This is a genomic window from Intestinibacter sp., assembly GCF_022780145.1.
In the GTDB taxonomy this organism is placed as follows: Bacteria; Bacillota; Clostridia; order Peptostreptococcales; family Peptostreptococcaceae; genus Intestinibacter.
In genome coordinates, this window is the sequence record NZ_JALEXO010000003.1 from 1 (window position 1) to 12,223 (window position 12,223).

General features: G+C 29.3%; 14 protein-coding genes and 1 pseudogene. 13 read left to right on the forward strand and 2 right to left on the reverse strand.

Going from position 1 to position 12,223, the window contains the following annotated elements:
• The 3 genes from MR593_RS00160 to MR593_RS00170 form a co-directional block, all read left to right on the forward strand.
• On the forward strand, positions 1-657 hold a 657-nt coding region (locus MR593_RS00160), incomplete at its 5' end, for a sensor histidine kinase (protein ID WP_290685564.1).
• Between the two features lie 5 nt (positions 658-662).
• Complete coding sequence (locus MR593_RS00165; RefSeq protein ID WP_290685567.1) at positions 663-1,415, forward strand: LytR/AlgR family response regulator transcription factor; 753 nt, start codon at positions 663-665, stop codon at positions 1,413-1,415.
• 276 nt (positions 1,416-1,691) lie between these two features.
• Positions 1,692-2,522 (forward strand): CAP domain-containing protein, encoded by an 831-nt coding sequence (locus MR593_RS00170; protein ID WP_290685569.1) that lies wholly within the window; start codon positions 1,692-1,694, stop codon positions 2,520-2,522.
• A gap of 135 nt (positions 2,523-2,657) precedes the next feature.
• Here the strand turns inward: MR593_RS00170 and MR593_RS00175 are convergent, their stop codons facing one another.
• Both MR593_RS00175 and MR593_RS00180 read right to left on the reverse strand, forming a co-directional pair.
• Positions 2,658-3,620 carry a DMT family transporter gene (locus tag MR593_RS00175; protein WP_290685572.1) on the reverse strand — a complete coding sequence of 321 codons (963 nt, stop codon included), beginning with the start codon at positions 3,618-3,620 and terminating at the stop codon, positions 2,658-2,660.
• A gap of 16 nt (positions 3,621-3,636) precedes the next feature.
• Entirely contained in the window at positions 3,637-4,902 is a 1,266-nt protein-coding gene (locus tag MR593_RS00180) for a nucleotidyltransferase (RefSeq protein WP_290685575.1), read from the reverse strand.
• A 400-nt stretch (positions 4,903-5,302) separates the two neighbouring features.
• Here MR593_RS00180 and MR593_RS00185 point away from each other — a divergent pair.
• The 10 genes and pseudogenes from MR593_RS00185 to MR593_RS00230 form a co-directional block, all read left to right on the forward strand.
• Positions 5,303-6,499, forward strand: a pseudogene (locus MR593_RS00185) (acetate/propionate family kinase).
• A 199-nt stretch (positions 6,500-6,698) separates the two neighbouring features.
• On the forward strand, positions 6,699-7,229 hold the full coding sequence (locus MR593_RS00190) for a YceD family protein (RefSeq protein ID WP_290685577.1): 531 nt from the start codon (positions 6,699-6,701) through the stop codon (positions 7,227-7,229).
• A gap of 13 nt (positions 7,230-7,242) precedes the next feature.
• Positions 7,243-7,419: a 50S ribosomal protein L32 gene (gene rpmF / locus MR593_RS00195; RefSeq protein ID WP_290685579.1), complete on the forward strand. Its 177-nt coding sequence runs from the start codon at positions 7,243-7,245 to the stop codon at positions 7,417-7,419.
• Positions 7,420-7,603: 184 nt separating this feature from the next.
• Complete coding sequence (gene plsX / locus MR593_RS00200; RefSeq protein WP_290685582.1) at positions 7,604-8,647, forward strand: phosphate acyltransferase PlsX; 1,044 nt, start codon at positions 7,604-7,606, stop codon at positions 8,645-8,647.
• A 25-nt stretch (positions 8,648-8,672) separates the two neighbouring features.
• Positions 8,673-9,581, forward strand: coding sequence for a CobW family GTP-binding protein (locus MR593_RS00205; protein WP_290685584.1), 909 nt, complete (start codon positions 8,673-8,675; stop codon positions 9,579-9,581).
• 101 nt (positions 9,582-9,682) lie between these two features.
• Complete coding sequence (gene spoIIIAA / locus MR593_RS00210; RefSeq protein WP_290685586.1) at positions 9,683-10,648, forward strand: stage III sporulation protein AA; 966 nt, start codon at positions 9,683-9,685, stop codon at positions 10,646-10,648.
• Positions 10,638-11,159: a stage III sporulation protein AB gene (locus tag MR593_RS00215; protein WP_290685588.1), complete on the forward strand. Its 522-nt coding sequence runs from the start codon at positions 10,638-10,640 to the stop codon at positions 11,157-11,159. Before spoIIIAA ends, MR593_RS00215 begins: the two co-directional genes overlap by 11 nt.
• 11 nt (positions 11,160-11,170) lie before the next feature.
• Complete coding sequence (gene spoIIIAC, locus MR593_RS00220; protein WP_290685590.1) at positions 11,171-11,368, forward strand: stage III sporulation protein AC; 198 nt, start codon at positions 11,171-11,173, stop codon at positions 11,366-11,368.
• 32 nt (positions 11,369-11,400) lie between these two features.
• Positions 11,401-11,778 carry a stage III sporulation protein AD gene (gene spoIIIAD, locus MR593_RS00225; RefSeq protein ID WP_290685593.1) on the forward strand — a complete coding sequence of 126 codons (378 nt, stop codon included), beginning with the start codon at positions 11,401-11,403 and terminating at the stop codon, positions 11,776-11,778.
• Between the two features lie 10 nt (positions 11,779-11,788).
• Positions 11,789-12,223, forward strand: a 435-nt coding sequence (locus tag MR593_RS00230) for a stage III sporulation protein AE (protein WP_331474690.1), incomplete at its 3' end; no start/stop codon positions are given.

The window sequence follows — 12,223 nt, forward strand, 5'->3', positions numbered from 1 at the left end:
GGAATAGGATTTATGGTATCTATTGTCAATACTATAGAAAAAGATAAAAGAGATATAGAAGAGCGAAAAAAAGCTGAAATGTCAGCTCTTCAGAGACAGATAAATCCACACTTTATATTTAATGCCTTAAACACAATAGCATCATTTATAAGATTTGATCCTCAAAAGGCGAGAGATTTAATTATAAGTTTATCTACTTATTTGAGACATAACCTAGAATTTAATGATAATCTGATAGATATAGAAAAAGAAATGGAACAAGTAAGATCTTATATAGATATAGAGCAGGCTAGATTTGGAAACGCTTTAAATATTGTATATGATATAGATAAAACAAATGTGAAAATACCGAGCTTGATTATCCAGCCGTTAGTCGAAAATGCTATCATCCATGGAATTTTACCTATGGATAATAAAAGTGAAGGAGAAATTAAAATATCTGTAAAAAACCTAGATTCAAAAGTAAAAATAAGTATTGAAGATAACGGTGTGGGTATTGACCAAAAAGTAATTGACAACTTGTACAGTGGTAATATGCCTGAGAATAAAATAGGACTTTATAATGTACATTTAAGGGTTAAGCTTCATTATCATAAGGGATTAGAAATTAAAAAATTAGATAGAGGAACTTTAATTGAATTTTATGTATGGGGGTAGAGGTTATGAAGGCGATAATAGTTGAAGATGAGTTTCCAGCAAGAAAAGAATTGAGGTATTTTGTTGAAAATAACACGGATATAGATATAGTAGGGGAATTTGATAATGGATTAGATGTACTTAGTTTTATACAAGAAAATAATGTAGATGCTATATTTTTGGATATAAATATACCTAAATTAGATGGAATGTTGTTGGCTAAGACAATAAATAAATTTGAGCAAAAACCCAAAATAGTTTTTATAACAGCGTATGAGAATTACGCTATAGAGGCATTTAATTTAGATATATTTGATTACATATTAAAGCCTTATTCAGAAGAGAGAATAATATCTATGTTGCATAAGCTACAAAATGCTTGTAATAGTGATAATAAACTTGAAAACAAAGAGAAAAAAGAAACTAAAAATCTTGTATCAAATAAGGTATCTAATAAAATAAGTCTATGGAAGGATAATAAAATATATATAGTGGATATTGATGATATTTATTACTGTGAAGCAAAGGAGAGATATACATATATTTACACTAAGGATGAAGAATACCATATAAGGGAATGTATATCTGATGTTGAAAAGATGATAAACAGTGATAACTTTTTTAAATGCCACAGATCTTATTTAGTTAATTTACTCAAGATAGAAGAAGTAATACCTTGGTTTAATAATACTTATTTACTTAAATTGAACGATGAAAAATATGAGATTACAGTTAGTAGAAGTAAGGTCAAACGTTTTAAAGAGTTGATGAATATATAATAATTTATGAAAATACGCAAAATGTCAAAGGTTCTCTTTAGTAGCGATAAATTAAGCTATTAAAGAGTTTTTTTGATTATATCTAAAAAAATATAATATAGCTGTGTTCTAGTAATAATATGGTTTAGAGTTGATTTTATAATAGGTTTACATAATTTTACATACAAAAAACTTAAAAAAGTATGTTAGTATTAATAGGCGCAAGGGGGCTTATATCTTAAAGGTTACAAAAAAGTAACAAATTAAGAATAATAAAAAATATAGTGAGGTGTTTATATGAATAAGAAGTTAAAAAGATTAGTAGTTTTAGGAGCTGTTACAATAATGACGGCATCAAATGTTGCATTTTCAAATGCATTACAGGTTAAAAAAGTAGATACTGGTAGGGTAAAAGGTAAAATATACATTTGTGTAAATGGCAAGAAATATAAATTTGATATAAATTCTCTATGTATAGTTAAACCATCGAAACCTTCAATTAAAGATGATTGTACAGATAAAATACCTAGTAGCGAAGAAGATTCAAATAATAAAGAAGATATAGATAATAATCAAACAGAAGACACTAATAACGACCAAACAAATGAAAATAATAATTTAAATACAGATAATAACAATCAAAATAATTCACAAGAAAATAATACAGAAGACGACAATCTTCCAAACAATGGAGAAAATCAAAACGATGACAATAATTCAAACGATACTATAAATTCAGATTTTACAAAGGAACAATTAGAGGTATTAGAAATAGTAAACAAAGAGAGAAAAGCAAATGGCTTAAAACCTCTTACTCTAAATAAAGAGCTATCAAACGTAGCTACAGTAAAATCGCAAGATATGATAAATAAAGGATATTTTGACCATACATCTCCGACTTATGGTTCTCCGTTTGATATGATGAAATCATTTGGTATAAGCTATAAAGCTGCAGGAGAAAATATAGCAAAAGATCAAAAAACTCCTAGCGAGGTTATGAACTCTTGGATGAATTCACCAGGACATAGAGCAAATATACTAAGCCCTAATTTTACTGAATTAGGTGTTGGTGTAGCTAAGGATTCAAAAGGTACAATTTACTGGACACAAATGTTTATAGGTAAATAATATATGCTATATAATTATTAGTATATATTAAAATATATATCAAATCACAAAACTAAAATACAGAAAGCTCCCTTTATAAGTTTTAATTTTAAACAAAATTATAAAGGGAGCTTTTATTTAAAATGATATGTAAATCTAAGCGCAATCTGATGCTTTTTCTTTTTTATTTATAGACAATATAATTACCATAGCAATTATCATAGCTGTACCTAAAAAATCCATAAATCCAAATGCTAGATTTAATAAAAATATAGAGAATACAGCAGATGATACAGGTTCTATTGTAGAAAATAAACTAGTCTTAGTAGGTCCTATCAATTTTGTACTTATGACATAGATACTAAATGGAATAACTGTACCAAATATTATTACTATTATTATTACAGCTATAGTGTATATATCAAAAGTTCCACTTATATCAAATATAGGTTTTATAAAGCTGAATGCTACACCTCCGATTAACATTCCCCAGCCAGTTACGCATATATTGCTGAAGCTGTTTAAGAGGTTACCAGGCTTAACAGTATAATATGCAAGGCAAAATGCAGCTGTTATCGCCCAAAATAAGGCTTTTTTAGAGATAACGAGACTGTTTATATCCATATGAGTTACTAAAACAAATACGCCTAGAAGAGAAAGTATCAAGGCGAATAATTCTATAAATGAAGGCAGAGATTTATTTTTTAATGATTGGTAAATCAGGATAATAGCAGGTCCTAAATACTGTATAACAGTAGCTGTAGCAGCGTTTGAGTATTTTATAGCTACAAAATAACTGTATTGGACTCCGAACATACCTAAAATACCGAATAAAACCAAATCCTTAGTGTGTTTTTTAGATTTAAAAACTTTAAATATTTCGTTTTTTTCCTTTATATAGGCTATAGATAGTAGTATTATTCCAGAAGATATAAGCCTAATGCATACTACCCATTCAGGAGTAAGATTTCTCTGTTGAAATAGAAATTGGGCACATATTCCAGACAATCCCCATAATGTCCCGGCTATTAGTGCGAATAAAGTTCCCTTTATTGTGTTGTTTTTAGATGTATTTTTTGAAGAACTCGATAGATCTTCAATTGTCGTATTGTTTTCCATTGTTTTCCTCCAGTTATTATTTTATGTATTTGGGAGAGGTCATGTAGTCCATAGGCCCCTTCAGCTTAGAAATATTATTTTTGTAGTATATTAAATTGTACATATTGGTAGCTTTAATATCGTAATTTATCAAAGTTTTGAAGTTATCTACATCGATATGTTTTATTTTAGAAAACTTTGTGATAACCTCGATATCAGAATTATTTTTTATCTTTTTAAGTATTTCACATCCTTTATCGTTGAAGGCTAGAACTCTTAAATAAGGAATGCTATTTAAATCCTTAGTTTTTAAAATATCTTCTTTTTTTATTCCTAGCATAATGTTATTTAATGTTCTACAGATTTTCGTCATAGTATATCGCTTGGATTTTACTTCGTTTTGAAGCTCTTCGAAATTTGTGCATTTAAATATAGAGTTATAAATTTTGTTTTCGATTCCTTCATTTACCTCGAAATAATCGGTTAAGTTGTCTTTATCTCTTATGATAATAGAATACAATATTTGATAAAAATCGTCTCCAAAAACAGGATTAAATCCATTTTGTAAAGCCTCGCTTATCATATCGTAAGTAGGATTTGGAATAGTATAATTTATGTCGTTTAAATCGCTGTTATTTTTTAGAGCATTCCTAATTGCAGATGCAGAGCAGATTGAATTATCTATATTTAAACTATTGTAGCCAGAGTTAACTCTATTTATTGTATACGGTTTAATTGAGCTATTTAGTTTTAATATGCTCTTTATATACTCGATTCCAAGTATATTATTTGGAGAGTTTAATATTTCTGTCAAATTTTCTTTTGAAGTATTGTACAGTTTGTTTTCGCTTATATAATCAAATAGAGCCGATGATCTAGCTTTTGGAAATGGTAGCCCTTCAGCTAAATAATTTTTAAGAGCGTTTTTAAACTCTGAAGGTTCTTCTATTAAGATTTTTGCTATTAAAAATAGTATATCCACATCGCCTATTTCACTTCCAAAACATACAGAATCTACACAGTTTAGGGAGTTAAGTAAAGTTATCCCTCCATGTGCAAAAATTTCTGCGCTCTGGCATGCGTATAGTGTAGGCAATTCTACAACTAAATCGACCCCGTTTTTTACAGCCATCTCAGCCCTAGTAAATTTATCTAAAAGAGCAGGTGTACCCCTTTGCATAAAGTTTCCACTCATTACAGCTATTGTATGAGTTGCTCCGGTGATTTTTTTGGATTCATTTAAATGGTATAAATGACCATTGTGAAATGGATTGTATTCCACTATTAAACCAAGTAAATTCATAAAATTTTCTCCTTTTTTTGTATAATATGATTATTATTTTAATTAATTGGAATAATAATTCAAGGGCTATTAAATAGATATTGAAAAATTCTTTAAAATATATAAATAAAATATAGATAAATTGTATTTTTTTTAACCAATAACGCGATAAATATATTATAATTATATATGAGACGATAAGTAAATGAATATGTTTTTTTATTCAAAATAGTATGTACTTTTTTTGAAAAAAATGATATATTAATTTAGGAATTTTAATTGTCTGAATTTATTAGAAAATAAAAAGTCTATATTAATTTAACAATCTCTATTAATGAAGGCTTTTTTATGTAGTATAATAAAATAAAAGTCATTAAGGCTTAATACATATTATTCATTAAATATTAAGGAGGTTTTACTAATGAAAATATTAGTTTTAAACTGTGGTAGTTCTTCATTAAAATATCAATTAATCGATATGGAAAATGAAGCAGTATTATGTAAAGGATGAGTTGATAGAATTGGTATAGATGGTTCTATACTTACTCAAAAAAAAGACGGTGTAGAAGGTAAATACGTTAAAGAACAACCTATGAAAGATCATCAAGATGCTATAAAATTAGTTCTTGAAGGTGTTTTAGATCCAACTTACGGTGGAGTTAAAGAAATGGCTGAAATAAACGCTGTAGGACACAGAGTTGTACATGGTGGAGAAAAATTCGCATCTTCAGTTGTAGTAACTGACGAAGTTATAGAAGCTATAAAATCTTGCAACGATTTAGCTCCTCTTCACAACCCAGCTAACTTAATGGGTATAGATGCTATAAAAGCAGTACTTCCAGGTGTTCCAAATGTTGCTGTATTTGATACTGCATTCCATCAAACAATGCCAGCTTCTTCATACTTATATGGTCTTCCATACAGACTATATGAACAATACGGTGTAAGAAGATACGGATTCCACGGAACTTCTCACAAATACGTATCTCAAAGAGCTGCTGCTATGTTAGGAAAAGATATAGCTGACTTAAAAATAATAACTTGTCACTTAGGAAACGGAGCTTCTATAGCTGCTGTAGATGGTGGAAAAGTTGTAGATACTACAATGGGACTTACTCCACTTGAAGGTTTAATAATGGGAACTAGATGTGGTGACATAGACCCTGCTATAATACCTTTCATAATGAAAAAAGAAGGCTTAGATGCTGATGGTATAGATAAATTAATGAATAAAGAATCTGGTGTATACGGAATGACTGGTATATCTTCTGACTTCAGAGATATCGGTGAAGCTGCAGAAAAAGGCGATGCTAAAGCTGTAAACGCATTAGCTGCTTACCACAAAAAAGTTAAAAAATATATAGGTGCTTATGCTGCTGAAATGAACGGTGTAGATGCTATAGTATTTACTGCTGGTTTAGGTGAAAATGGTATAGACAACAGATTAGAAATAGCTTCTGACTTAGAAGTATTAGGTGTTAAAATGGACGCTGAAGCTAACAAAGTAAGAGGAGAAGAAAGAGTTATATCTGCTCCTGATTCTAAAGTTAAAGTATTATTAATACCAACTAACGAAGAATTAATGATAGCTAGAGATACATTAGAATTAGTTAAATAATTATAGTTATATAATTTGTTAAAATTGATTATAATATAAATATTTAAGGTAGGCTTAGACCTACCTTAAATTGTGTATATGAGATTTAGATATCTTTTATACATAAACAAAATAGTATTATAAGTATCAAGTAAAAATACTTGACAAACATTAATCCTATTTGTATAATAAATTTGGTAATAATGTTGAGGTGAAAAATATGATAATTAGTCTTAATGAGTTAAATAAAAGAGAAACTGGTAAAATAGACTTGAATTTTTCGCAAAAAATTGATACTATTAGTTATTGTGATAACAAATACAAATTGGCTTCACCTGTAAATCTAGTTGGTAAAATTTCTAAAAATGCAAAGGATGAAATTCATTTAGTTGCAGATGTGGATTTTACAATAATAGATAATTGTTCTAGATGTTTAGAACCAGTAGAAGTGCCAATGAGTTATACAATTGATGGTTTCTTAGTTAGTGAAGGCTTTGACGAAGATAGCTTTGAAGACTACGATGCTTTTATTGTAGATACTGACGAGGTTGACTTAGTAAAAATAATAGAACAGACTCTAGACTTCAATTTACCACATAAGGTTCTTTGTAAAGAGGACTGCAAGGGTCTTTGTCCAGAATGCGGAGCTAACTTAAATAAAGAAACTTGCTCATGTAGCGAAACTGCAAGTGACGAGGATGATATAGATCCACGTTTTGCTAAATTAAAAGATTTGTTCAAAAATGATTAAGGAGGTGGCTTAAATGGCAGTACCTAAACGTAAAACAGCTAAATCAAAAACTAAAATGAGAAGAGCGGCTAATTCAAAAATGACAGTTAAAGGATTCGTAGAATGCCCACAATGTCATGAACCAAAATTACCACATAGAGTTTGTCCTTCTTGCGGACACTACAATGGTAAAGAAATCGTAGCTGAATAGTTATATAAAAAGCATGTAGTTTATACTACATGTTTTTTTTTGTTTAAATATAAGTTATAATATAATAAGTGGTTTTGACTAAATAAAAGAGGAGTTAAATTGTACTCCTCTAAATTCATTTAGGGATAGTTACATAAAAAATGTAAATACTATAAATTGAGAGTTTATAAAGAGGAGGAAATATATGAAAATAGTAATAGATGCAATGGGTGGAGATAACGCTCCTAAATCTACAGTAGAAGGTGCTGTTTTAGCTATAAATGAGTACGGTGTAGATGTAATTTTAACGGGAGATAAGGACATAATAGAAAAGGAATTAGAATCAAAAACTTATGACAAAAGTAAACTAGAAATAGTACATACGACTGAAATAATCGAAAACGAAGATAAACCAGTACAAGCAGTTAGAAGAAAGAAGGATTCTTCAATGGTTGTAGGATTAAAATTAGTAAAGGATAAAAAAGCAGATGCAATAGTTTCTGCTGGTAATACAGGAGCCCTTTTAGCGGGAGGTCTATTTGTAGTTGGAAGAATAAAGGGAATCGATAGACCTTGTTTATGTCCAGGTATTCCAAATGTAAAGGGAGGAATAACACTTCTTGCAGATGGAGGTGCTAATGCAGATTGTAAACCTAAAAACTTAGTACAATTTGCCTTCATGAGCGATATATACTTGAGAAAGGTATTAAATATCGAAAATCCTAGAATAGGTCTTGCCAACATAGGAGTGGAAGAAGGCAAGGGTAATGAGCTTATGAAAACTTCTTTTTATGAGCTTAAAGAATTAGATTTAAACTTTGTGGGAAATGTAGAGGCTAGAGATGTAATAAATTCAGTATGCGATGCTATAGTATGCGATGGATTTACAGGAAATATACTTCTAAAGACATGTGAAGGCGTTGCTATGGGACTTATGGGACTTATGAAGGAGAGATTTATGTCTTCTTTCAAAGGAAAAATGGGAGCTTTAATGCTAAAAGACGATTTTAAAGCTATAAAATCTATGATGGACTACACTGAATACGGTGGAGCACCACTTCTAGGAGTAAAAGGTGGAGTTATAAAGGCTCACGGGAGCTCTGATGGATTTGCAATTAAAAACGCAGTCAACCAAGCTATAAAATTTGCAAGTGGAAATGTAGTTGAAGATATAGAAAAGGTGTTAAAGGAATTAGAAGAAAAAGAAAATGATAAAAAAGAAATAGAATCACAAGAAGAAGACAAATAGATAAAGCTTCAAAGGAACGAAAAAAATGACTAAAGTAAACATAATATCTGGATTTCTAGGTTCTGGCAAAACTACATTTATAAAAAAATATTTAGATGAAGTTAAAAATCTAGGAAAAGTTGTAATTCTAGAAAATGAGTTTGGCGAGATCTCTATAGATTCGGATGCTCTATATAGCGAAGATTTAAATATATATGAAATTAATGCTGGATGTATATGCTGTAGCCTGTTAGCTGATTTTAAAGATAGCTTAGATTATATATTCAAAAAATACAATCCAGATACTTTATTTATAGAGCCATCAGGTGTGGCAAAGGTAAGCGATATAGTGAAGATACTAGACGGTATTAAAAACATCGAGCTAGACAAAATAATAACTACAGTAAATGCATTTACCTTCGATATGCATATAAAAACATTTGGAGAGCATTATGAAGATCAGATAGTTAATGCCGATATAATTTTTTTAACTAGAATCGAAAGACTTAAGCGAGTCAGAAAAAATGGATTAGATAAATTAATAAATGATTTAAAAGCTTTAAATCCAAATGCATTGATAGTAGATAAGAGCTTAGATGAATTTAATATAAATGATATTATTTATAAAAATATAAAAAACGATAATCGCGATAATTACACAGTAAATGGAGATAATTTAGATTTATCTAGTTATACATTTGATGTGGATAAATTTTATTCACAAGAACAGATAGATAATTTACTAGGCGAATTTATAAATTTCTCAAAATACGGATTGATAATAAGGTCAAAAGGCATATTAAAGGACATTAAAGGCAATTACCTAAAGTTCGATTATGTAGATGGAGAAATCCACATAGACAAGCTTACAAATACATCAAAAACAGGTATAGTTGTAATAGGACAAGATTTAAATGAAAAAAGAATATACGATTTATTTCAAAATCTCTCTTAAATATAGGAGAGATTTTTTTGTGCCAATTTATGAGAATATAAGAGTAATAATTTGGGGGTTAAATAAATATATATTTATAAACAAGTAAGGAGGATGTAGTCATGAAACTTTCTGATGAAATTATAAATTCACTTTCGATTAACCTTAGAAAAAAAATCAACAATATAAAAGATAGCTCTGCAAATATTGAAGAGATAAGGCTTAGAGTAAATAAACCCATGATAATAAATGGAGACAGCCAGGATTATTTTTACGACAATAGAAATAATTGCTTGAGTTTAAATATGAAAAATCCATATATAGTTACAAAAGAGGATATAGAAGAGACGTTTCAGCTCATATGCAGGTATTCTGTGCATTCATTTATAGACGACATCAAAAAGGGATTTATAACTCTAAGAGGAGGCCATAGAATAGGAATAGTAGGTAAGGCGATAATAGAAAATGGACAAGTAAAAAATATCAAACATATTTCTTCACTCAATATAAGAATATCTAGAGAAATCAAGGGGTGTTCAAAAAAAGTACTGCCATATGTAATAAAAAATAAAAATCAGATAAACAACACTATAATTATATCGCCTCCACAATGTGGAAAAACAACGCTTTTAAGGGATATTGTTAGAAATATAAGTAATGGAAATAAATCTTATGGATTTGATGGCGTAAAAGTAGCTTTGATAGATGAGAGAAATGAAATAGGAGGGTCTTATCTTGGAGTTGCGCAGCTAGATGTCGGTATTAGAACCGATATTTTAGAAACATGTCCAAAGGATTTGGGAATAATGATGGTTTTAAGGTCGATGTCGCCTGATGTAATAGTCACAGACGAAATAGGCGATGAGAGAGAAATAAAAGCGCTTTATACAGCTTTAAACGGTGGCGTTAGTCTAATAACTACTGTACATGGAGATTCTATTGAGGATGTCAAAAACAGAAGAGAGCTTAAAGATTTACTAGAGGGCGATCTATTTAAGAGGGTCGTAATATTATCTTCTAAAAATGGACCAGGTACAGTAGAAAAAATTTACGACATACAGGAAAAGAGATGGTATTTTGCAAATTAAAATATTTTTAGTTGGAATGCTTATAGGTTGTAGCTATTTATTTGGGGAGGAGATTTCTAAAAGATATATTAAAAGACACAGACAGTTAAACGATTTAATCAGAATTTTAGAGATAATGAGAATGGATTTGTCATTTGGAATGTACACTTTAGAGGAGATTTTTAGAAATATATCTTTAAAAGATGAATACGAATTTAAAGAGTTTTTTTCAATACTTGCAGATTCAATTTTGAAAGAGGATGGCAGGAGATTAGAGGATATTGTAGATGATAACATAGATATTTTATATAAAAATACATATTTAAAGAAAAATGAAATTGAGGAATTAAAAAAGCTTATTTTATCTCTCGGAAAAAGTGAAATAGAGTCTCAAGAGAGATTAATAGATTTAACTGTAGAAAATCTAAAAAAACTAACAGTAGAAAGCAAAGAAGATATAAAAAACAAGGGAAATCTCTACAAGAAGTTGATAACCTTCAGCGGTATATGTATAGGGATAATTTTGATTTAGGAGATGATTAAATGGATATAGCTTTGATATTTAAGGTGGCAGGAGTTGGCATTTTGATATCGGTTTTAAATATGATTTTAGGAAAGGTAGACAGGAGCGACTGGGCGACGCTTACTACGCTAGCTGGCGTGATAATAGTTTTAAGCCTTGTAATAGGCGAGATAAGCGAATTATTCAATACAGTTAGAACCATGTTTAGATTGTATTGATAGATAAAAATGGAGGTGGTATTTTGGAGATAATGCAAATAATCGGAATCGCCATAATATCAACTGTACTCTGCTTAGTTTTAAAAAAGGATAGACCAGAATTTGCAAATTTTATAGCTATAACTGCAGGCGTCGTAATACTTCTATCAGTTGTTTTGAAGTTGAATTTTATAGTAGAGGAGATAAATAATTTAGCCAATAGGGCAAATATTCCTTCTATGTACATATCTCTAATAATAAAATTGATAGGAATAGCCTATATTATGGAGTTTGCAGTATCTCTTTGTAAGGATTGTGGTGAAAATAATATAGCCTCTAAATTAGAATTTGGGGGAAAGATAATAATTATGAGTATGTCTTTTCCAATACTTTTATCGATAATAGATGTGATAATTGGAATCATACCTTAGGAGAAAAATTATGAAAAATAAATTAAAAATGATTTTACTAGCTTTATTTTTTGTAATCTGTATAACTAGCATCGGTTTTGCCAGCGAAAATCAAGATGATCTAAGTTCTGAAAAGTACGAGGTATCTGAAGAAACAGCAGAAAATTATATAGATAGTCAATTAGATAAAATAAATATAAATGAGCTTCAAGAATACATAAAGGATGACGATGTTTTTAAAAATATAGATTTAAAAGTATTTGTAAAAGATCTAATTAAAGGAGATGCAAAAATTTCAGATTTAATAAATGTAGAAAATTTAAAAAGTTCAATTCTAGCACAATTAAGTACAAGTCTAAAGGTAATTATCATGATAATAGTTCTAGCATTATTATCCTCAATTTTAAAAAGTCTTGAAAATTCTTTTTCTTCAGGAGATGTTGCGAAGATTGTAAATTACATAATA